At 38.3% G+C, this 21,897-nt stretch carries 17 protein-coding genes; 8 read left to right on the forward strand and 9 right to left on the reverse strand.

Features of this window, described 5'->3' with window-relative positions; all coding sequences use genetic code 11:
- Window positions 1-149 precede the first annotated feature (149 nt).
- On the reverse strand, window positions 150-2,336 hold the full coding sequence (locus tag E2H97_RS07035; protein WP_133406487.1) for a TonB-dependent hemoglobin/transferrin/lactoferrin family receptor: 2,187 nt from the start codon (window positions 2,334-2,336) through the stop codon (window positions 150-152).
- A gap of 213 nt (window positions 2,337-2,549) precedes the next feature.
- On the opposite strand from E2H97_RS07035, the gene E2H97_RS07040 reads away from it, so the two are divergent.
- The 5 genes from E2H97_RS07040 to E2H97_RS07060 all read left to right on the forward strand — a co-directional run bounded on the left by E2H97_RS07040 (window position 2,550) and on the right by E2H97_RS07060 (window position 9,537).
- A complete protein-coding gene (locus E2H97_RS07040) occupies window positions 2,550-3,029 on the forward strand; it encodes a MotA/TolQ/ExbB proton channel family protein (RefSeq protein WP_246029066.1) in 480 nt (159 codons plus the stop codon).
- Window positions 3,029-3,379 (forward strand): DUF2149 domain-containing protein, encoded by a 351-nt coding sequence (locus tag E2H97_RS07045; RefSeq protein ID WP_133406489.1) that lies wholly within the window; start codon window positions 3,029-3,031, stop codon window positions 3,377-3,379. The genes E2H97_RS07040 and E2H97_RS07045 overlap by 1 nt, the downstream gene beginning before the upstream one ends.
- The gene (cobN, locus tag E2H97_RS07050) at window positions 3,376-7,305 is read left to right on the forward strand and encodes a cobaltochelatase subunit CobN (RefSeq protein ID WP_133406490.1); all 3,930 of its coding nucleotides are present in this window, start codon (window positions 3,376-3,378) and stop codon (window positions 7,303-7,305) included. The genes E2H97_RS07045 and cobN overlap by 4 nt, the downstream gene beginning before the upstream one ends.
- Before the next feature lie 288 nt (window positions 7,306-7,593).
- The gene (locus E2H97_RS07055; protein WP_133406491.1) at window positions 7,594-8,988 is read left to right on the forward strand and encodes a hypothetical protein; all 1,395 of its coding nucleotides are present in this window, start codon (window positions 7,594-7,596) and stop codon (window positions 8,986-8,988) included.
- Between the two features lie 27 nt (window positions 8,989-9,015).
- Window positions 9,016-9,537 carry a DUF2165 family protein gene (locus E2H97_RS07060; protein WP_133406492.1) on the forward strand — a complete coding sequence of 174 codons (522 nt, stop codon included), beginning with the start codon at window positions 9,016-9,018 and terminating at the stop codon, window positions 9,535-9,537.
- Between the two features lie 60 nt (window positions 9,538-9,597).
- Here E2H97_RS07060 and queF read toward each other — a convergent pair whose 3' ends face one another.
- Window positions 9,598-10,455, reverse strand: a complete 858-nt coding sequence (gene queF, locus E2H97_RS07065; RefSeq protein ID WP_133406493.1) for an NADPH-dependent 7-cyano-7-deazaguanine reductase QueF — start codon at window positions 10,453-10,455, stop codon at window positions 9,598-9,600.
- A 59-nt stretch (window positions 10,456-10,514) separates the two neighbouring features.
- On the opposite strand from queF, the gene syd reads away from it, so the two are divergent.
- Window positions 10,515-11,162 carry a SecY-interacting protein gene (gene syd / locus E2H97_RS07070; RefSeq protein WP_133406494.1) on the forward strand — a complete coding sequence of 216 codons (648 nt, stop codon included), beginning with the start codon at window positions 10,515-10,517 and terminating at the stop codon, window positions 11,160-11,162.
- 62 nt (window positions 11,163-11,224) lie between these two features.
- On the opposite strand, the gene E2H97_RS07075 is transcribed toward syd, so the two are convergent.
- Both E2H97_RS07075 and E2H97_RS07080 read right to left on the reverse strand, forming a co-directional pair.
- On the reverse strand, window positions 11,225-11,998 hold the full coding sequence (locus E2H97_RS07075) for a Zn-ribbon-containing protein (RefSeq protein ID WP_133406495.1): 774 nt from the start codon (window positions 11,996-11,998) through the stop codon (window positions 11,225-11,227).
- Window positions 11,999-12,000: 2 nt separating this feature from the next.
- Window positions 12,001-12,321: a hypothetical protein gene (locus E2H97_RS07080; protein WP_133406496.1), complete on the reverse strand. Its 321-nt coding sequence runs from the start codon at window positions 12,319-12,321 to the stop codon at window positions 12,001-12,003.
- Between the two features lie 158 nt (window positions 12,322-12,479).
- Here E2H97_RS07080 and E2H97_RS07085 point away from each other — a divergent pair, with 158 nt between their 5' ends.
- Window positions 12,480-12,863, forward strand: a complete 384-nt coding sequence (locus E2H97_RS07085) for a DUF3192 domain-containing protein (protein WP_133406497.1) — start codon at window positions 12,480-12,482, stop codon at window positions 12,861-12,863.
- Window positions 12,864-12,920: 57 nt separating this feature from the next.
- Here E2H97_RS07085 and E2H97_RS07090 read toward each other — a convergent pair whose 3' ends face one another.
- Complete coding sequence (locus tag E2H97_RS07090) at window positions 12,921-16,058, reverse strand: hypothetical protein (RefSeq protein WP_133406498.1); 3,138 nt, start codon at window positions 16,056-16,058, stop codon at window positions 12,921-12,923.
- A 162-nt stretch (window positions 16,059-16,220) separates the two neighbouring features.
- On the opposite strand from E2H97_RS07090, the gene E2H97_RS07095 reads away from it, so the two are divergent.
- On the forward strand, window positions 16,221-16,850 hold the full coding sequence (locus tag E2H97_RS07095) for a GNAT family N-acetyltransferase (RefSeq protein WP_133406499.1): 630 nt from the start codon (window positions 16,221-16,223) through the stop codon (window positions 16,848-16,850).
- A 781-nt stretch (window positions 16,851-17,631) separates the two neighbouring features.
- Here the strand turns inward: E2H97_RS07095 and E2H97_RS07100 are convergent.
- From E2H97_RS07100 to E2H97_RS07115, 4 genes are all read right to left on the reverse strand, one after another.
- Window positions 17,632-19,353 (reverse strand): S41 family peptidase, encoded by a 1,722-nt coding sequence (locus E2H97_RS07100; RefSeq protein ID WP_170308258.1) that lies wholly within the window; start codon window positions 19,351-19,353, stop codon window positions 17,632-17,634.
- A gap of 275 nt (window positions 19,354-19,628) precedes the next feature.
- The gene (locus E2H97_RS07105; protein WP_133406501.1) at window positions 19,629-19,991 is read right to left on the reverse strand and encodes a DUF3301 domain-containing protein; all 363 of its coding nucleotides are present in this window, start codon (window positions 19,989-19,991) and stop codon (window positions 19,629-19,631) included.
- Window positions 19,992-20,001: 10 nt separating this feature from the next.
- Window positions 20,002-21,015: a DUF3549 family protein gene (locus E2H97_RS07110; protein ID WP_133406502.1), complete on the reverse strand. Its 1,014-nt coding sequence runs from the start codon at window positions 21,013-21,015 to the stop codon at window positions 20,002-20,004.
- Between the two features lie 58 nt (window positions 21,016-21,073).
- Window positions 21,074-21,838, reverse strand: a complete 765-nt coding sequence (locus tag E2H97_RS07115) for a carboxypeptidase-like regulatory domain-containing protein (protein WP_133406503.1) — start codon at window positions 21,836-21,838, stop codon at window positions 21,074-21,076.
- Window positions 21,839-21,897: the final 59 nt, after the last annotated feature.

Raw genomic sequence — 21,897 nt, forward strand, 5'->3', positions numbered from 1 at the left:
GATATGACTAATTAAAGAGGAATAAAGTGCTTGATAATTGATCAACAAAATCATGTGTTGGTGATAACTGGTAGGCTTTAAAAATAAAAACTGCAGACTATGACAAACCATAGCCTGCAGTTTGACCTAAATTGACTTAGAAAGTTCACTTAGAACTTATAGCTTAAGTTTACGTTAAAGTTTCTACTCGGAGAGGTATTGAAAGACAAATCAGAGTTAGCCTTATGACCTTTCACTCTGCTGTATTTTACGTATTCTTTGTCTAGCAAGTTTTTCGCATTTACTTTAATAGCTAGTGCTTCAGTAATCTTATAGCTTGCTTGCAAATCAAACGTGGCATAACCAGCCGTTTTAGCCGTTTCTTTTCTGACCTTTGTCATACTTTTGGCCCACTTCATAACAAGTGTTGAACTGAAATCACCAAACTCATAGTTAACCCCGGCGTTTCCGCTTAGTGGGTTGATAGAATCGATATACTCTTTGGTATTGTCGTCTTTTCCATCCATATAAGCAGCATTAGCAAAGATGTTTAAATCGTCGTTTAAGTAGTAAGTTAAGCCAACTTCTGCGCCTTTAATGGTTACTGAGTCAATGTTAATGTATTTATTAACACGAATGTCTCTAGTAACACCCCTTACTGTGACTTTTTCAATGCGATCTAAGCGAGAGGCGATGAAGTCATCATATTTGTTGTAGTAAGCGGCAGCTTTAAATGCTAAATCGCCTGCAGAGCCTTTGATACCAATTTCGTAAGTGTCACTTTTTTCTGGGTTAAGGTCTTCACTAGGTTCAACCTTGTAACCAAAGCGGCTATTGTCATGCTCAATATAAGCTAGATCGTAGGCTGGAACTTTAAAGCCTTGTCCATATTGTGCATATACTGAGATATCATCAGTTATTTTGTATAACGAGCCGAAGTTAAGTGATAAGTTGTTATCTTTAATGCTCTTAAATGCTGTTTTTTTATCAGCTTTTAAAGCACCGTTCGGATCCATATCATAATGGTCGAAACGTAAGCTTGGTGTCAAAATCAGCTTTTCGTCAAGTAATCGAATCTCATTGTTTACAAATAGCCCTAAACGAGTGGTATCAGTCTTAGGGAACTTGTTTTCTGTTGTATCTGTATTTGGTTTTGGTTTACCGCTACGGACTTGATACTCACGATAATCACGTACCGTTCGAGTGCTTTCGGTGGTTTCAAAGTCTATGCCGTAACCCAGCGTGCTCCAATTTGCTAATGCTAAGTTTGCATGAGCCAGTAATCCAAAGGTTTGTTGCTCATAGTTACCATAGCGCCACATATCACGGATTTCATCGACCTTAATTGGACCGAGAGAAGCTTTAATGTCTAGCTTGCCGTAATCAGTGTCTTTTTGTTTGGTATTGTGTGAATACAAATTAACACTTAGGTGATCGTAGAAAGCGGTCGCATGAGACATAAAGCGTAATTGGAACGCCTGTGTGCTTTGATCTGTTTTCCCGTTTTCATCAACAATTTTATAACCAAGTTTTGCAAGGGTACGGAATGGACCTAACAAGCCATCAGCAGTCTGATCTTTGACATCTTGATCCCAGATATCAGCAGTGAAAGTTAACGAATTATGGTGGTTAAAGTTATATTTTGCTTTATAGAAAATGCTTTGAGATTTAATGTCTAAAGGCTTTTTCGTCTCGTCATAGTTTTGCGACTCTTCACCATCACGTTTTACCACATTGATGAAGTGTTGGAAGTCACCAGCTTGATGAGCTAATACTACTGATGCATTTTTTTGTTTACTGTTACTTGTGTAACCAACACTTGCTTTGCCGCCAAAAGTTTCCCCTTCGCTAACAAAATCACTTGCGTCTTTAGTGGTGAAAACCACTACGCCACCTAAGGCATCAGAGCCGTATAAAGAAGAGTATGAGCCTTTTGCAACCTCAACTTGCTTAATGGTGTCAGTATCAATAAATCCACGACCAACAATATCGTTAAGACCGTCTGCGCCATAACCTTCGTTCATACGCATGCCGTCTTTGATCATAAGAACACGATCGCCACCCATACCTCGAACGATAATGTTTTGAGCTTGTCCCTCACTGCCAGTTACGGTAATGCTTGGATCATATTGGAACAACTGACTCATATCAGTGATCACTTGTTTTTCAATATCATCTGCAGTAACAACAGAAATGCTACCACTCACATCTTTAAGTGCCTTTTCGGTACGAGTACCACTGACAACCATTACTTCTAGTTCTTCAGCCGCTTTTGTTTCAGCTTCTTGTGCTTGTGCTGGCACGAATAAAGCAGTTGCAATGGCAATTGCTGTAAGTGTTGGTGCTGTTTTAAGCATGTTAAAAATCCTTCAATGAGGGTTAATAATGTCAATGGCGGGTATAATACTTAAAAAAACGTTAAGATCAACACAAATGATAACTATTATCATTAAAATTATTGATTAAGTGGTCGGATTACGTTAAATTTGCGCCACCAAAATGTAGTAGAGATGGAAAACGTGAATATCCAATCAATCGAAAGCCTAATGGCGAATGTGTCAGAAATCCTTATGGCACCAGTTTTAATCGCCATTTTTGTCCTGTTTATTTATGCCTTTTATGCACTTGGGCATTTTATTTCTCAGTATTTAACGCGTAAGCAAGGAATGACGGATTACCTTTCTCAATTGAGAAATAAAGAAGGTAAAAAGGTAAAAGGATATACCATTCACAATTATTACATTCAAAATCCAACTGCAAGTGAAGATGAACTAGAAGTGGTTGCACTTAAAAAGCTTGAAACTCTTCGTATCGTGACTCGTATTGCACCGATGCTTGGTCTTATCGCCACGATGATCCCAATGGGGCCTGCTTTGAAAGCGCTATCTGACGGAAATATCCAAGGTATTAGTGAAAACCTAATCGTTGCTTTTGCTGCGGTAATTTGGGGCTTGGTGATTTCAACTCTGACCTTTTGGCCTGCATCAGTAAAGAAACGTTGGTTTGCAGATGAGTTGATTAATATTCGAAAGCTTAAAGGCGATGCCTAATGAAGTTCTTAAACGAAGATGAAGAGCTAAACCCAATCGTAAGTGCGGTGAACTTGATCGACGTATTTTTGGTGATCATCGCTGCGCTTCTTATTGCGATTGCGCAAAACCCTTTGAACGTGTTCTCTGAAGACAGTGTCACTGTGGTTAAAAATGCTGGCAAGCCAAATATGGAAGTGATTGTTAAAGAAGGAAAAGAGATTAAGCAATATAAATCAACAGGTGCAATCGGTACAGGTGAGGGCGCTCGCGCTGGTGTTGCTTACAAGATGGCTGATGGCAGTTTTGTTTATGTTCCAGAAGGACAAGATGGAGCAAAAGCTAAATCTCAGGAGACAAAATTAAAATGAGAATAGCAACAGCACTTTTCACAGTGCTTTTTTCTATGTTGAGTATGATGACTTCTCCCCTTGCTGAAGCATCTACGTCAAAACCTAAAGTTAAACTTTTTATGTCAGGTCATGGCTCAAAAGCCAAGGCTGATTTATTGATTGAGCTTGCAAAAGATCAACCTTTTGAGCTGGAAGAATTTAAAACTAAAGGCAAAAGCGAAGAGCAAATTGCTCAGTCTTGGAAAGAAAGTGATTTGATCTTACTTGATGGGATCAACCCTGCATTATCCAGCTTTTTATTTAAAAAGTACCAAGGTCATTTAAAGCAGTTCCCTAAAGTAGCTGTTTTGTCATTAGGCGATTTACATAATGCCAAGATGAACCAAGGTCTTTCTAAAAAAGATAAAAAACAGCTTGGTGATTATTACAAAAATGCAGGTCGTGATAACTATCGTAACTTTATGCTTTATCTGAGTAATAAAGTATTTAAGTTAAGTGAGGAAAAAGCTGGAAAGGTTAGAGCTGTTCCTAACGTTGGTTTATACCACCCTGATTTTCCAAAAATCATGACTAGCGACAAAAACGAATTTATCCAGTGGTTAAATCCTGCAAAAGGTCAAAGCAAAATTGCGATTGCGATTCATCGTTCTCGCATTGATTACGAGCAACAACATGTGGTTGATGCTCTAATCAAACGTCTTGAAGCTAAAGGTGCTAAAGCGTTTGCTTTTTTCTTTGAAGGAAATGATGAAAGCTTAACTTACCCTGAACTACTTACGAATGAAAACGGTGCTTGGATCGATTTAATGATCAATCATCGTTCACTTCACTATGTGGCTAAGCGTCGTGCCGAATTTGAACAAATTGGTGTACCAGTTTTACATGCATTGAACTATGGCGAAGGTGATGAAGCGCAATATAAAGAAGACCATGCTGGTGTTTCTGCATCGTTAACGCCTTTCTTCTTAGTTATGCCAGAAGATACGGGTAGTACAGATCCAATCGTGATTACCGCAACGGAAAATGGCAAAAAAGTCATTATGGAGCATCAACTTGATGCTTTAGTTGAGCGCGCCATCAATCATGCCAAATTGGCTCACCTTGCCAACAAAGATAAAAAAGTGGCGACCTTTATTTGGAACTATCCTCCGGGAGAGAAGAATATCGGTGCGGCTTTCTTAGATGTGCCGGGTTCAATCGAGCAAATTGCCAAAGGCATGAAAGCTAAAGGCTATAACGTTGATGTTAAAGATAGCAAATGGCTGATTGAAAATGCAGGTCTGTTGCTTCGTCCTTATTATCGTCAAGAAGATGCAAGCCAGCTAATCGAGAAGGGATTAGCAGATTACCTACCAATCGAGAAATATCTTGAATGGTTTAATGCACTTCCTGAAGATGTGCGCCAGCCGATTGTCGACCGCTGGGGTAAAGTAGAAGAGAACGAAATGCTCACTGACCACAACGGCAGCAAGGCATTTGTTATTCCAAGAATGAATCTGGGTAACTTGATTGTTCTTCCGCAAGGTGTACGCGGTAGTGATGCCAAAGAACATGCAAACCTATATCACGATACTAAGAACCCAATTAATCACAGTTATTTAGCGATTTACCTCTACACTCGTTTGCAATTTGGTGCTAACGCTTATATCCATTTAGGTACTCACGGTTCACAAGAGTGGTTAACGGGTAAAGAGCGTGGCTTATCTGTGTTTGATGCGCCATCTCTTGCTGTTGGAAACTTGCCAGTATTCTACCCATACATTATCGACAATGTTGGTGAAGCGATGCAGGCAAAACGTCGTGGTCGTGCGACCATGATCAGTCACTTAACGCCGGGTTTTGCTAAAGCAGGTTTATACACTGAAATGGCAAAACTGAATGAGCTTCTTGGTAACTATGTGTTGCTAACAGAAGGTCAAACCAAAGAAAACACTCAAGATGCCATCATTAAGCAAGCTGTTGAACTAAACATGCTTAATGATCTTGAGTTAACTGAGCAAGACCTGAAGACCAATTTCGACACACACGTAGCGAAAATTCAAGATCACCTCACTCAGCTTTCTGAAATGAGCCAGCCATTGGGTGTTCATATCTTTGGTTTATTACCAGAAGACGCTCATCTTTATTCAACCATGCTACAAATGATTGGTGATGAGTTTGTCGTTGAAGCAACAGCTTATGAAAAAGAGCACGGTTTAGCTATTCCTGAAACTGAAAGCAAAGATGAAAGGGAAGTGGTTAAGCTTGAAGCACTCGGCGGCTTCCAGCTGCTTAAAAAGCACTTATCTGGTGAAAAGCTAGCAGATATCTCCGAAGATTCTGAACTGACAAAAGGTCTAGAAAAAGCAACCAAGTATTGGGATAACTTCCACAAAATTGCTGAAGTGAAAAATCTACTGAAAGCGTTAGATGCAGATTACATTCCTGTTAGCTATGGTAATGATCCAATTCGTAACCCAGAAGTAGCGCCAACAGGTCGTAACCTCATTGGTTTTAATCCTGCCAAAGTGCCTTCAAAAGAAGCGTATGAAGCTGGCGTGAAACTGATGGAACAAACCATTAAAGATTATCACGCTAAGCATGGTCGTTATCCTAAGAAGCTAGCTTTTTCTTTGTGGTCACTAGAAACCATGCGCCATCACGGTGCATTAGAAGCGCAAATTCTACATGCGTTAGGTTTAAAGCCTAAGTGGGATCGTCAAGGAAACATCAGTGGCACTGAAGTCATCGAATACAAAGACTTAGGTCGCCCACGTATTGACGTGGTAATTTCAGCGACAGGCTTGTATCGTGATGCGTTTCCTAACGTCATGCTGTGGTTGGCTGAAGCCATTGATAAAGTGGCGAAGATGAAGGAAGAAAATAACTTCGTTTATCGTCATGCTAATGCGCTTAAGCAAGAGCTTTTGAAGTCTGGAAAAACTGAAGAAGACGCTGATTATCTATCGTCAGTTCGTATTTTCTCTAATGAGACGGGTAACTATGGTACAGGTTTAGCGGGCGCAAGCTTGGCATCTGACACATGGGAAGACGACAGCAAACTGGCTGATTTATACCTTCGTCGAATGGGCTTTGCCTTTGGTAAAGACGAAAAACGTTGGAGTGAAAATGTTGGTGGTGATGAGCTGTATGCCAAAGTACTTTCTGGTACTGATGCGGCTATTTTCTCACGTTCGACAAACCTATATGCCTTAATGACCAATGACGATCCATTCCAATACTTTGGTGGTTTAGGTTTAGCGGTTCGTCATCTTGATGGCAAAACACCTGAAATGTATGTGTCTAACCTTCGTAAAAAAGGGAAAGAAAAAGCACAAACTATGCAGGAGTTTATGAACCAAGAAATGCGCAGCCGTTATTTCCACCCTCGTTGGATCAAAGCGATGCAAGATTCTGGTTACGCAGGTGCTACCGCTATTCTGGATCGCATGAACAACATGTGGGGTTGGGAAGTGATGACACCAGAAGCGGTACGTGATGATCACTGGCAAGAATTCTTCGAAGTTTACGTTGATGATAAATATCAAATGGAAATGAAGAAGTTCTTTGAAGAGCACAACGCGGAAGCATTAGCGCAAATCATTGAGCGTATGCTGGAAGCAACACGTAAAGGCTACTGGACGCCAGATGCCGAAACTTTGAAGAAGATGCTTGAAACCTATACCGAACTTGCTAATAAGCATGACGTAGTTACGGACAACGAGAAGTTTACCGAATACGTGCAAGAGCAAAATGCAGGTTTTGGTTTAGCACCACTGGCTCCGGGACAAGCTGCTCCAAATGCAAATGCGGCTTCTCAAGCAGCAACTCAACAAGTGACAGGTCAAAAACTTGAGCAAGTTGAAAAAGCGGAAGAAGTTGAATCAAACGATAAGTGGTTGTTCTTAGCTATCTTCTTGATCCTTGCCGCAGGTATGATTAGACAGCGATTTGAACGCATGTAATTTGTTATGTGTACGATTTCTATAACGTACATTTAAAATAAAAAGCTGCTTGTTTCATACGACAAGCAGCTTTTTTATGGGAAATTTATAGAGTTTTACTAACCTTTGTTTTTTATGCCTCCATTATTCGCACTAGTAATTCAGTCATAATTCAAGAATATAACCCCCATAGAATTAATCTTAAATGAGCAAAAATTTAAATTTGTTTTAAAGCTGATCAATCAAATTCCGTGAATTTTCAATGTCTTTATCTAAACTTTAGTTATGGTTTTTAACTAGGAAAACATAATGGGTGGGAAGTTAACTGGTCCAGCAAGCTCTGATACGGCTCCTACACAACAAGCGTCAAGAGAAGAAGAATTAACAAGTACATCAGCTGCTGCGACTCTGAATGAACACAAAATTGATGAGGTAGTTGGTTCTCAAGTAGCACTAGCTTTGAAAGAGTTATTTAATGATCCTGATACACAAACTCAGCCAAAAGGTGCAGATGAGCTTCAATCCAGTAGTTCATTTGTTGAACATAAAGCTACGGGTGAGCCTAAAAGTGCATGCGATGATCTGGGTACAGATGACTTTTTAAAATGCTTAGATGATTATAGGGTAGCAACTTATCCAGCCAATTCTCCATTCTCGAATCCATTACAAGCATTTCATGGTGGTTCTTCACTTTTAACTGATCCCGAGGAGGTTAGTCGTGCTGAATCAGTTACTAGTCCAGCTGAAGAGCCGCAATCGAACCCTGTTAATACAGGCCACGATACACAAGTTACAACAACTACAGTTTCTATTGATGAACCGAAATTGAAGCAAGATGCTGTCTCTCAAAGCCCTCTTTCTTTGGATGTTGATGTAGAAGGTGTTGAAGAAGATGGCTTTGAAGTACTTGATGAAACGGTCTTTGAAAAATTAGGTACAGCCGAAGACTTTGATAACACTAAGTTGGGAGAGGTATTTCATGGACAACAAGAGAGAAACAGAAAGCGCTTTGAAGATGGAGTGGCTAAAGAGGAGAAAGCTGAGAGATTAAAGATGGAGCAAAAGGAAAAGGCCAGAAAAAAAGAAGAGGAAAGAGTGGAAAGACTCAAACAAAGAGAGTTACAACGAGCTGAAGGTGAAAGAAAAAAAGAGACGCTGAGAAAAGAGAAAGAAGCTCAAGAACGACTTCGACAAAAAGAGGCTCTTGCTGAGAAACAAAGGCAAGACCAACTTACAGAAGCAAGAAATAGAAAAGCAGATGCTAAAATTTTGTTTGGTCGCTTCGGAGTTGATACACCAGATGACAGAGATAATACTCTATACGCTACGATAGCACGGGGAGATAAATTACCCTACAACGACCTAACCCGGGCCAGAAATGAAGCCCTTTTTTTCATGGAAAACGCCAACCCAAAAACCAAAGCATTAGCCTCTTGGTTAATAAGAGAGCCGTATTGTTTAACCGATATACAGGGTAGTAGTGAGAGCTCAAAACCGGCAATCGATGCACGTATTTTGCAAAGGTATTTAGAGGGGCGTGGAGTAACACTTTCTGATCGTGTCAATTACGAACTATTAGTAGATTTTGTTCATTCCTATTATGTACTTGAGATATTTGAGAGAAATGTAGCGAGCACTTTTGCTGCTGAAGTAATGGATAGAGTGCAGCGAGGTGTGCATTTGTACAGTGACCTAATGCATTAAGATTGATATTTAAATAGGAATTGCTTAATGGGTATTACATCGGTTCATCGATTTTCAAAAGCTTTAACCTCTGGATTTGTCGGAGTGTTTTGTTTAATCGTTGGTTATAACAATGTTGTTGATTTCAATACCAATTATCAATTTATTGTTCATGTTTTATCGATGGATTCTATGGAACCTTGGTTTTCTGGAACGCAATTGTTCGATAGAGCCATTAGTGATCACGGTTTAATAATAGCCGCTTATTGGTTCATTATTTTATCTGAAATCCTTGCAGGTTTAGTTATCTCTTTAGGCGTATTTTTTATGTTCAAAGGAGCTAAAGAAAATAAAGTTACTTTTATAAAAGGGCAGGGAGTATTCCTTCTAGGTGCTACTTTAGCAATCTTTATTTGGTATTTTTGTTTTGCTGTCATTGGTAGTGAATGGTTTCAGATGTGGGCGAGTACTGAAAATGCACAAATGAAAGCTTATACATTTTCTGCTTTTATTTTAATGGTGATGATTTACGTGATAATTCCTTCCCCTAAGGAATGGCATGATGTTTAGATAGCGGCATTAAAATAAATACGGTCTATAATGCCGCTAAGTAATTTAGTGGTTTATATACTACTGACGAGCTAAACGTACATTATCATTTAAGTTTTCAAAATCGCTGCGGTAAGGATTGATATCCAGTCCACCACGACGAGTATAGCGTGCAAATACAGTAAGTTTGGTACAATTACAATAACGTTTTAAATCCATAAAAATACGTTCGACACATTGTTCGTGAAATTCGTTGTGCTCTCTAAAAGAAATCAAGTAACGCAGTAGCTTTTCACGATTAATCTTCGGACCTTGATAACGGATCATCAAACTGCCCCAGTCAGGCTGAGTAGTGATTAAGCAATTTGATTTTAAAAGGTTAGAATTTAAGGTTTCTGCAACTAATTGATTTTCATCAGTACTATCAATCAGATATTCAGGATTAAATTGATAGTCGTCTACTTCAATATCTAAATCGTCAATACAAGTACCAGGAAGCTCGGTGATGCGTTGATGCCCAAATTGTTTCGGCTCAATAATCTTTACTTCTACTTTACCTTGCGCACACTCTGATAAATCTTGAGTTAGTGCATTTGCAACATCATCAACAGAATCGAAACGAGTTAAATTAAATGTGTTTAAATACAACTTAAATGATTTAGATTCGATTAAGTTTTCAGATTGATAGTCAACATAAAATTCCGCAATCGCAACCATAGGCTTACCTTTGGCATTGAGCCAAGAAAGCTCGTAGCCAGTCCAAACATCCACACCATGGAAAGGTAATTCGTTAGATAGTTCGATAGCATCCCTATTTAGTTTACGCGGTACGGCTTGAAGAACTTCAGGGTTATATATAGCTTCATATTGGGCTGATTTGCCTAACGTTAACCCTTTTAATTCTTTTGCTTCGCTGTAGGGATCGTGATTTTGTGTCATCAATACAATTTCCGTGTCAAAATAGAGCGACATTATACTGAATTTTGGATTGTACTTAAGTGTCTTGCCTCACTGCTTTAGAAGAATTTTATAATCAATATCTCACTTGTTATCAGCAAAAGTTATCAGAGTCACCGCGCTTTTATCCAATGGGGGAAAAATCCGATTGTATTATCGGCGATTATAATGGTGAACTGGAAACAGTAGTTCAGTGGAAGCCATTTAAACGTGAGCAAGGTGCTGACTTCTCGAATGTCGAATCTGCATTATCGATATCATTACATCGTGATATTAATAAGTTCTATGGCGGTTGGTTTTCTGGTCATTTATTTTTTGATTCAAAGTGGGGACATGGAGAGTTAATACAGCCTTGGAATCAAAGTGATTTTGAGCTTCTACAGCAAAATACCATTGGTCATTTAATGATGAAGCAAAAGCTCAAGCAGCCACTAACTTGGTTTATTGGGGTAATTGAAGAAGGCGACCAAATGATCACTGTGAATAACGATGATGGTAGTGTTTGGCTAGAGGTTCCTGGTGAAGTGCCTACACAAAAGCTGGCTGATTCAATTAGTGAGTTACTGGAAAATATTAGTCCCAGAGTGACGCCACCTGAAAAGCCACAAAGTGAAGAGGAATATGTTGAGCATCCAGGCATATTTTCCAGCTTCAAGCGTATGTGGAATAATCTGAGAGGAAAAGCATAAAGAGCTTTCTGTGGTTCTATGGTAATAAGTACCTTTTATCTCCATAGAACCATTATATAGAGTTATAAAAAATCCCAAGAAATATTCGAAACGATTCGACATTTTTCACAACGGAAATGAAACATATCAAGTAATGGTTCATCAAGTTTCCAGTCATGGCTACCACATCGTGGGCAAGGGCGATTCTTCTCTTCTTTCAAACTAGTGCCGCCAACTCGATACAAATAGTAGTAAGTGGGTATTTTAGTTAAGTATTCAATTCGTCCTCTTATTCCCCAACCTCTACGACATAAATCACTGTCAACATCACCGATTTCATAGGCTGAAGCAAATTCGGCTTTAGTTGCCGCTGCCATTTGGATTTCATCGCAAGCCTGCCATTCAGTTTGCCAGCGGATCACTTGTTTGTGATCGCCATTAAAGGTGGATGGAATTTGATATAGAGGAATCGGTTGCAATGTATCACCGCTTCTTAATGGTGAACACATATGAACATAGCTGGTATACAGAAGCTGCCAGCTTGGTATTTCTGTGGTTGAGGTTTCAGAATTAATATCTTGACCGATAAATTTTTCTCTAGGTGCGAGAATCTTGGCTTCAGTAAGTCCTTCTAAGGCATCTTTTACCCATGGGCTATTGTGTCTTTGGCTAAGGCTGGATTTTTCAGGCACCAATAAACGACACCTAAATTCACCTTCGTTGAAGGCTACAGCAAATTCCCTGCCCAGTACTTGTCCATTGGCTCGAAGGGCTTCTAGGTAGTTGTTAATTGCCTTTTCGGCAATACTTATGGTGGTGTTGTCAAAACACTCAAATCTTAATTCAATAACGTACATTACTACTGCTTTTCTAACTGTTCGATACGGTTTAATAACAAGGATTGCTGAGATTGTAATTGACCAACTTGTTGCTGGAGTACTTTTACTTGCTCCTCAAGGGATAGGCTCAACTCTGTTTTTGCCTTTACAACAGTGCTTTCATCATTAACCAATTCTCTAATTTCTTGCTCAGAGAGAGAATTAAACTGCTGTAGCCCTTTTAAGATCAAAGGCATTGGGATTGTTTTTCCTAACTTTGCTTTTAGTAGCGCGGTGGTAGGTTTTTTCCCTGATGTGTGTAGGCGTTTGGCAAATTGAAGAACTTGGTTAATTTCGCTCATAAGTTAGTGCTTTTTACTAATAACTGGATTGTAATCTTTGATATAAAATAAGAGGCAACTGTAAAAATCTATTTAAATCAAGGTGTAATAAATTTGGCTTGCTTTGTGCTTTAAAGCTTGTGTGAAAGATAATGAACTTAACACAAAGGAAGTTAAAGATGAAAATAAAAATGTTAGTTGCAGCTGTTTTAAGCGTATCTATGTTGTCTGGTTGTGTTGTAAGCATTGGGGGAGATGGTGAGCACAGCAGTTACATATCGAGTTGGCAAAAAAGACAAAAAGAAAACCGAATGCATATTGCTCAGTTAAAAATGGGTATGAACTATCAGCAAGTGATTGACTTAATGGGAAGCCCAGATATAAACGAGGCGTACCTCGAAAAAGAAAATGGCACAAAGCATGAGATTCAGGTTTTATTCTACCGTACTCAACATGTGAGTTCAGATTCGATTACTACTAAAGATGAATGTACACCGATTGTGATCAAAAATGGCCAAGTAGTGGGCTGGGGTGACAAGGCGTATCAACTTGCGAAATTCTAGATTTTGAATCAAATCTATACCCGCGCATGCTTTATTGTGCGGGTTTCCATTCTAGCTTTATCGACAAAGTTGTTTAAGTCGAGAGATGAAACCTCCAATATTGTCTCTAATGGCTAACATTGACCGTGATCTTTCTAATTTTTCTAAAGAGGTATCTAGTGCATTCGTTACTACTCTGGTTTTTTCTGGTGGCAGTCTAAAAAAGCGCATCATGCTTTCATGATCACATTGGGAGAGTAGCTTTATTTTGTGTGGGGTATTTAAACGGCTAAATAAGAATGAGATGGCAATTCTTGCTGCATCATTTTGATCATATATGGACTGTTTAAACCACTGACTTAATAATTCGGATTGGTCTGATACAGGTAAATGAAGCATCATTTCAATAAGGGTTTCACAACCTGACTGCCACTTAGTGTTTAATTGAGGAATTGTAGCGTGTGCACTTAGGGGGTTATCCATTTCAGAGTCATCGCTACAGGTACTTTGAACTTCAGTGCTTACAGAAGGGAGTGATAATGAATCATCTTCATCCGTAGAGTTAGTCATTCCACTTTGTTCTGATCCTTCAGATATAGACTCGCTTTCATCCATTGGGTCTACTTCGGATTCTAAGTCATCATCAATGAAAACATTATCCTGTTCATCAAATAAATAACGATGCTGAGAGTTAAGAACCGCCTGTAGTTTTTGCTGTTTTGTTAAGGTGTAGAAGATGGCTAATTTTACGGAGTTTGAAACTTGGGATGTTTCAATTGCTGCACATTTTTGCTCAAAAGTCAGGTGGCTTATGGTGTTGCAACTTTCTTGTAATAAATAAGTAGGTCCAATTATCATTAAATAAGAGCTAATTTTCCAACTCGGTATACATCGTATTGTTCGCTGCAAATGCTTGTTAGGTAACTTATAAAACCATTGATGATATTGCTCATGGTTAAAAGTATAAGAACAAACATATTCAGCTACACGGCTTGGTGATGAATGAAGACACATTGAAAATTTAACTTCATTTGAGGATTTTTCTAAAACAGATGTAAAATTAGAATCACTTAGTTGACTACAAACCTTTGAAAATACTTGCAAATCCTGTTGAATGAAAAACGCTAGTAGTTTGCATCCTAGCCTTTTATCTAATTCCGCTAATTTTACTAAGGAACCTATAGAAAACTGTAAAATAATGGCATTAAATCTCTTTTGAGAAATTTCGCGAAGTGGAATTAATAAATGATCATCGAACCAATGAGCATGAACTAAATATCGTTCAATGAGCTTAATGAGTCTTGTATTTAGGTGTTTCGGGCAGCGAGTTAGAACTTGAGTTGTTGTTTTTTTGCTTACTTTCTTTAGATTCGAAATATCTTGTTCAGCCATATTAATTAGAAAAATTGTTAATGTAGCTATGTCGTTTTGTTCCTCTAATTGTTCACAAACATAACTTGAACATTCAGTTGGAATTGACTGGTAAGGTAATTGGTTTGTCTTTATTTGATTAATTAAATAGGGAAGGTTTAATTTATATAGTTTTGCTTGATAGTACCAATGATTTGTTCTGTCTTGACAAAGTTGTAGGCAATGTTTGTGGACTCGAGCTTGAACTTCGTTCGGTAAGAGTGCATAGATTTCGATAAGTTGGCTATTTGCCTGACAACCAAAACAATTAACAAGTGCATCGCAATACTCTAAAATCTCAGTAAATGAGAATTGAGATAGTATTTGTCTTTTTTCTGCTTCATTAAATAAATTATGAAGTCTTGCCAAGGCCGCTAAATCGTTAAATGCTAGATAAGGCTTATCTAAGCTTTTGAATAGAAACTTAATAATATTCAAACGTTCATATTCTACTAAGCCTATTGTTGCTAAACTTGCATGAACACACTGTTTTTGCTCTTCAACGGGTAATTGTAGGAATAAGGATTGAACATATTTAAATATGCCGTTGTTGCCGAACTCTAGATCTGTAATGATTAACTTTGAGAGGTGATTCTGTAGATTATCCTCGACAAAATTATTGAAAGCAGGTTCTGTTATAAGTGTTTCAACTGCAGGTTTGCTCAAAAGTCTAAATACGGCATGAAATTTATCAGGCTCTATGAGCTTAAGAGTATCTAATACCTGTTCAGAATCTATTCTATTTTCTGAAAATCGAGTAATTAAAACTTCTAAAATATATAGCTTGCAACTTTGATTAATAGCTGAAAATACTGATAATTGATTATGGTGAGGCAGGCTTAAATAAAACTCAGACAAAACCTGCGGTGTTGCGCTTTCACAAAGTGCTAAAAATACATCACTTCGCGTTGAGCCTGTTCTATCTCTATCAAAAGCCTCTACTAGATCGCTGGTTTTTAAAATGTGATCGATACTAAGTGGGGGCCTAGAATGACAGATATACAAAAAGCTCATTAATTCATCGTGAGTTAAATTTTCTTGAAGCTCTCTGTAAGTTCTTACAGAAACATCAAGATATACACCGCTATCAACTCTAAATTGTGTCAGTAATTTATCTGCAATCGAATGTAAGTAGCGATCTCTTAATTCTTGTGTGCAATCTGATTTGGCAAGTTTAATGAGTGATTGTAAAGGTACTTTACTGTGTAATCTCTTTATTTCTGAATTATGTAATTGCGTAATACAATGCATTTCATCTTCAGAAAGTTGACAACAAGCATGAGCTAGTGCCACTGAACTATTGTGGACTTCATTAGTAAGGCACATAAGCTCTTTGAAAGTAAAAGCTGTTCCGTAGCATTGTCTAGAGTCAGCAAAAATTATCAGAATTTTTTTAAAAAACTCTTTCTGCCGTGATAAGGGCATATGTTTTAATACTTCTCTCACAGACTCTTTTGGCATACTGATTATATAATTCGTTGCAGCTTGTATCGGCAGTGGGGAAGAGACAACATAAGTTAAAATTCGGCATGACATATTCTCGGGATTAAAAGGCGTTGATAATTCACAATCCGTATCTGACTCTTTTAAAGCTGCTCGACTTCTTCGGCCATGAAATGCGGAAACTTGGTGATGCACACTCAATGTATCTTCAGAACAGCAAATATCTACGCGGTACCTGTTTCCATTCGTAATAAATGTAGGCTCTACGTATAGTGGCTTTGCTCTGTCAAATTCAGAAAACTCTAGGTTAAATTTTCTAAGCGCATTTCGTGCTTCAATTGGAATTAAATGGGTCGCTGACATGGCTTTAAATTAGGTAACTGAATGTAACAACTTGTAACAGTTCATCTTTTTGATAACCAGTTAAATTTTATTAATAAGCCTTTTCTTTGTTTGCATGAAATTTGCACTTTTCTATTAACTTGATACATTGATATCACCATACACTTTATCGAGACTCGTAGAATGGATACTCAAGTGATAGAAAAGTGCCGTGCTGTTTACCTAACAGCCGAAGATCTCCGCATTGCCGCCTCTATTTTATATAACGCCTATTATGATGATCCTTTTTTTCTTGAGGCCTTAGGTACAGGTAACGAAGTAACCTACCAAGAAAGACTTAGAGCAGCCATTCGTGAAGAATTGCATACCTTATGGAAGCAAGAGCAAGCTTTGATAGGTTTCTTTGAAGGAAAGCGTATGATTGGCGTCGCGTGTGTGATGACCCAAAATGTTCCATTAGGTGAGGATAGGGTTTGGGATTGGAAGCTCAAGATGCTTTTGGGCGCAGGATGGGGCTCAACTCAAGCAATCATGAATAAAGAGTCGCATTTAATACAACATCTTCCTAATAAACACTGCGGTATCTTACAGTTTATTGCTGTAGCTCCCAATGAGCAAAATAAAGGCTTTGGACGTACTTTAGTTCAAGCAGTCATTAGTTGGTGTGATGAGCAACCTGATGTCGATGGCGTAGGTGTATTTGTGACTCAAGAAGCGCATTATGAGCTTTTTATTAACAATGGCTTTGATCAATTGGCTTCAATTAAAATCAGCAATGTTGAAGGTGATTTACTGTTTCACAGACCAACCTGATCGGAATTTGATCAAGGCTTCAAACGCCTTGATTGGAAAAGTCTGCACGCCATGTGAGATATATCTTACATGGTTGTAGGATTCGCTAGAGATTTACTTACCTCTCCAAATACCCCTCAGATTTCACTACAAATTAAAAGTGAATAGTTTCAATTGCTTATGTTAATTTGTAGTTGGAATCAAAATAAAAACATAATTATTACAATGTTAATGCTGAGTTTTTAGCCTGTTTCGAATGGTTAAATTCCTTAGAATTGATTCCAGAAAAGATAAAGAAATGGATTTCCATGTTGCGTCAAAGGAGCTGAAATAGGAATTAGAGTAGCTTTTATATAGAAAAATTTTAATTCTAAGGAGCAGAATTAAATTTATGTTCTATAGTTTAATTGAAGTTGCTTCAGTACGGAAGCTGTCAATCAAGAATGTAATGGAATGTTGGCATGGAAGCAGTTAACAAGGAAATGTTAACCGCAAGGATGAACAACAAGGAATTTCAATTACAAGGACAGTTGATTACAGTGAAGTATTGAATGTAAGTCACGGATTGACTTTACTCAAGGATGAATCTGGACACGCTCAGGATGGAGCATGCTTGGTCAAGGGATAACCAAGGAAAAGGATAGTACGCAAGTACAAGGATTCATGGATGGGTCAAGGATGTGGTATCGCAAGGACGCAACTTAGACGCATGGATGGTGCAGGGAGCACAACAATAGCTGGAAGGCTTAACGGAGAACAAAAGGGCGTAATCCTAGATTACGCCCTTTCTTTTTGTTGTTTTTTATAGACTGGAATGATTCTTTTCTTTAATCAAAGCGATCGCCGCATCCAATAATTCATCTTTCCCTTGTTTGATGCCTTCAATCGTTGGTTCAACTCTAACATCTGGAATAATACCGATACGTTGAGTTTCTTCGCCGTTAGGGTAGTAAATACCGACACCTGAAAAGCTTGTTTTTAAACCTCCGGGTAGATAAAAGAATGTCATATCGCCATCAGCTCCAGCTGAGTTACTACCAACGAGTGTAGTGTTTACACCTTTTTGTAACGCCATGGCGATAAATTCAGGTTGGCTCTGGCTTTGTTCATTAATTAAAACGACTAAAGGTTTTTGGTATAAGCTATTGCCTGGATTAACTTTGAGTTTATCCTTAGTTTCAATTTCGCCTGGATTGTCTAATTTAGCTCCGGTCGCTGAGACAAATTCAATGGGTTTATTAACAAAGTACTTACCTAATGCATGCAATGTAGGCTCTTTAGGGTATTGTCTTAAATCGATAATGATCCCATTTGTGTCGAATAACTCGCTCATAGCAGAATCGACATCATTTATTGCCAGTTGACCAATGCTGATATAACCAACATTACCTTGCAACTTAGAATGTGAACCAGCAATTTTAGGTACGTCAACTTTATTGAAATCGATATTCTTCGGGGGAAGATTGTTTAGCTGAAATGATAAGCTATTGCTTTTTCTGATAACGGTTATGGAGGTTAATTTTTTTGAATCAACGAAAAGCTGATAACCCAGCCGAAGCATTTTTCCTTTAAAGTTAGAAGCAGCAATCAAGCTTGTTTTTTGTCTTATCACTTCGTTTATAGGAACTCCATTGAACTCGGTGATAACATCACCAACTTCTAGTTGATAGTGATAATTAGGCTTTTTTAGTAAAGGAATCAGACTGCTAACAATAAGTTGGTTTTCGACCCATCTAGCTATGTAGGGAGCTTGATATTTGTTTTGAGAAAAGATTGCATTCTTTCCCCAAAGTACGACATGACTATCATCAGCTTCTTCAAGTAACTTAGTTACAGCTAACTCATATGCCAATTCATTTTCTGCAAGAATAAAGTTTGGTAAGTGCTTACTCAGAACTTCTTGCCAGTTGGTATCGGTCAAATATTTATATGGGAAGAAGTAATGCACGATATTCCAGTATCGATAAAGGCTTAATAGTCGATGACCAATATCTGGATACGCCATATCTTTATATGCCTTTTCATTAGTAAACGTTGGCGCTGGAGAGTTTTCATAAGCCACATAATGATGCTTGCCTTGGTAGCGATTTTTGTAGATGTATTCAAGTTGCTGAACTAATTTTTTTGATTTGATATTGTTTAACCAGAAATGGTCGGGTTTAAGTTTTGAGTCACTTTTAGTTGGCTGACAGCTAGTACATAAATCGACTTTACCTAATTTTGTTACCCAGTTTGATAAAACTTGTTCTGCTTGGATTTGATTTGAAGCTTTTAAATAATCAGGTAACACTTCAAATAATTGGTGATCCCAATTTAATTCTCCGCTTGCAGATTTAGGGTGGTAATACTTTAAAAAGCCCCAAACTTGACCGAGAAGTTCTAGCTTTTGATGTTGCAGTGGGGATAGTTGTGAAATTTCAACTCCTGAACCATTAGAATATTTAGACTTAGGTGGTGTAGATTTGGTTGTATCAGCAACCACTGACAAACTGATTAAAAAAAGGCTGATAAGAAAGTACCGCATAACGCACATTTCCTTTTATTTTGTTATTGGCAAACAATACGTTACCAATGTCGTCAACAAAAAGAAAGTGCGTTATATGATACCGTTCGTACCAATTAGCTACGTCTTGGATTAGGCCTTAGCTTTGTAACTACATCGTTGCAATTCCTCACCATAGTTACTGCTATGATTCGTCATTGCGCTTTGTATTTCCTTTGCTAACGCTTCCCTCAAAACACAGTTAAACATAGTAACGACAGTTTTGTATGTCGATAATTGATGTGAATGGTATTAGGTTATCTTCTCAAACTACAACTACCAATTTTTCCGCGGTTTGTTGGGGCTTGTTCCCATTCGGGTTCCGGAAAAACAGGCCAATCTACAGATAAAACTCGGTTATGTAGCATGGTGAAATTGGCTCTATGCTGATCTATGCCATCGGTGCTGAATTCGAGAATAAAGTTTGCTTTCCAGCAAAATCCTGTATTCCCACCTAATGATGGACGGGCTGATGACATGGCTACAGCGATTAATTGAACGTTTTGTTTAGCGGCTTCACGCTCTGCAAATAAACGGCTGTTCTCTGCCATTTGCCGCAGTTGCCAAAAAAAAGCGGCAATTAAGAAAATGGCTAAAATCAGCAGTAAATCAGTCATTATTATTTAGTCCTTAATGTGTTGCAGCAAATAAACCACCAACAGCTTTTGACAGGGTTGGGCTACGTTTGGGGTTTCTTAATTCGCCCAGCATAGCATTTCGTAATACAGGAATGGCAACTAAATCGGCAAAAACCTGATTGAAAAAGGCTTGTGATTGTAATGCCAACGCTTCTAAGTAGGCTAAACGGATTTTATCGTCTGTTAACACATTCCAATTACGAGCTGCGATAGTAATAAGAATGGTATCAAGGCTAAGCTTTCTTTGTTTTATCAAGTGCATAACCGCTTTTTGTGAGTAAGCTTTATTACCTGCTAAAGCCCTTAATTGGGGCAGTGTTAAATCTTCAAATGAATTTACAAAGGCTTCATAAATTGGCTTTGCAATATCATCTGATATTTCCATATGTTCCAGGCTTTGGCAAAGAGCCCCTTGTACTTCAATGGCACTGTTTTGTAATCCATTTAGGATATGTTGCTCATGATCCAGTTGTTTCGCTCTAACACACACATCGGCTATTCCTTGTAGACCTATGTATTGCCAGTTTTCTTTCAGCATTTGTCCAGATAAATATTGAATTGCTGATTCATATTGAGATGAAGCGGGTAAACCTAGCTGTTTTCTTACAAGTGCATTGAAAACGGCTAGCTTTTCTTGACTTGGCTTAAAGCTGAATGGGTTATTAGCCAAAGCTTGTTGCTGTTGCTCTGTTAACGGCTGAGTTGGATCGCGTCCAAGTGCTTCTAAAATCATTTGAATAAATTGAGAACGTGCAGCAGGAACAAATAGTCCTCGCTCGTCTAATGCTAGCTTGATAAACCAAATATAAGGCTGTTTATCTTCATTCCAAAAGACTACCGCAAATTGCGCATGACCTTGAATTGGGTATGGATAAGGTGTTTTAAGAGACTCAATTTGATGAAACGCCATCATGTCGATATGTTGGACACGTCGACCTAAGTCATAGATTTGAAATTGAGTTTTAGCGGTAGTTAAAAATTGGCTTAAAGTAGTGATTTCAGTCATGGATTAAAAAGCAATAAACAGCAAATGGCGCAAAGTCTATCATTTGCTGTTAGATAAATCACTTCAGAACAATAGGTCCTTGAGGGGGACTGAGGTTAATGACGTCAAGTTCATTTTTACCTTCTGCTTTCCATATTGTTGGGTCGCAATTAAATTCAGGTTGACTGAATTGAACACCTGCTTTTTCTGCGATAATTTTATACTGTCCGGGTTGAACATTCATAAAAATGACGCCTCCGTCTGCCGTGGTTTCCTTAAGCCCAGGAATAGGCAGTGTTTTTCCACCAAGGATACCGAAGTAATAAGTCTTATCGAAGCCAACTCCAGTTTCTCCGGTTTTCACATTTTGCAGATTTACTGTAGCGTTAGGTTCTCCTTGCGGATCATCATCAAGTGTACGATCGTATGCGGTTACTGTTGCAATGACTTGGCAATCACTATTGTTCATTTGGGTTGAGGTATCTAATTCAACGATGTTTTTGACTAAAAACCAGAGGAAAGAAGGGATGGCTTGCCATGAAATATTGTTATGTTCGCCTGTAAATCCCTTAGAGGGAACAGTAAAGGTTCCTGATTGAGTGGTTTTATAGCCTTTATGTGTAAAAAGTAAATCTAGTTGCTGTCCCACTGGATAGTTAAAATGATACATGCGGCCATCAAAGCTAGGGTTTAGGTTGGTATGCTGATTGATATCATAAACACTAATATCTTTAAGTGGATTGTAACTCATCATGGGTTCGGCAAAAGTGTCCACTTGAGCGTTTTGCGCAGCAACTAATGGGCAGTAAATTGCTAGAAATATGGGAACTAAGATAGATTTCAAGCCAATCCCTCCATCAAATTGTGAAGAGGAATCAGCTTAGCTTGTTGTTTCTAAAATTA

It is taken from the genome of Parashewanella tropica, from assembly GCF_004358445.1.
GTDB lineage: Bacteria > Pseudomonadota > Gammaproteobacteria > Enterobacterales > Shewanellaceae > Parashewanella > Parashewanella tropica.

Bases quoted from the DNA above. Each gene is read 5' to 3' on its own strand.
- E2H97_RS07035 (WP_133406487.1), bottom strand. From the start codon at position 2,336: ATGCTTAAAACAGCACCAACACTTACAGCAATTGCCATTGCAACTGCT.
- E2H97_RS07040 (WP_246029066.1), top strand. From the start codon at position 2,550: ATGGCACCAGTTTTAATCGCCATTTTTGTCCTGTTTATTTATGCCTTT.
- E2H97_RS07045 (WP_133406489.1), top strand. From the start codon at position 3,029: ATGAAGTTCTTAAACGAAGATGAAGAGCTAAACCCAATCGTAAGTGCG.
- cobN (WP_133406490.1), top strand. From the start codon at position 3,376: ATGAGAATAGCAACAGCACTTTTCACAGTGCTTTTTTCTATGTTGAGT.
- E2H97_RS07055 (WP_133406491.1), top strand. From the start codon at position 7,594: ATGGGTGGGAAGTTAACTGGTCCAGCAAGCTCTGATACGGCTCCTACA.
- E2H97_RS07060 (WP_133406492.1), top strand. From the start codon at position 9,016: ATGGGTATTACATCGGTTCATCGATTTTCAAAAGCTTTAACCTCTGGA.
- queF (WP_133406493.1), bottom strand. From the start codon at position 10,455: ATGACACAAAATCACGATCCCTACAGCGAAGCAAAAGAATTAAAAGGG.
- E2H97_RS07075 (WP_133406495.1), bottom strand. From the start codon at position 11,998: ATGTACGTTATTGAATTAAGATTTGAGTGTTTTGACAACACCACCATA.
- E2H97_RS07080 (WP_133406496.1), bottom strand. From the start codon at position 12,321: ATGAGCGAAATTAACCAAGTTCTTCAATTTGCCAAACGCCTACACACA.
- E2H97_RS07085 (WP_133406497.1), top strand. From the start codon at position 12,480: ATGAAAATAAAAATGTTAGTTGCAGCTGTTTTAAGCGTATCTATGTTG.
- E2H97_RS07090 (WP_133406498.1), bottom strand. From the start codon at position 16,058: ATGTCAGCGACCCATTTAATTCCAATTGAAGCACGAAATGCGCTTAGA.
- E2H97_RS07095 (WP_133406499.1), top strand. From the start codon at position 16,221: ATGGATACTCAAGTGATAGAAAAGTGCCGTGCTGTTTACCTAACAGCC.
- E2H97_RS07100 (WP_170308258.1), bottom strand. From the start codon at position 19,353: ATGCGGTACTTTCTTATCAGCCTTTTTTTAATCAGTTTGTCAGTGGTT.
- E2H97_RS07110 (WP_133406502.1), bottom strand. From the start codon at position 21,015: ATGACTGAAATCACTACTTTAAGCCAATTTTTAACTACCGCTAAAACT.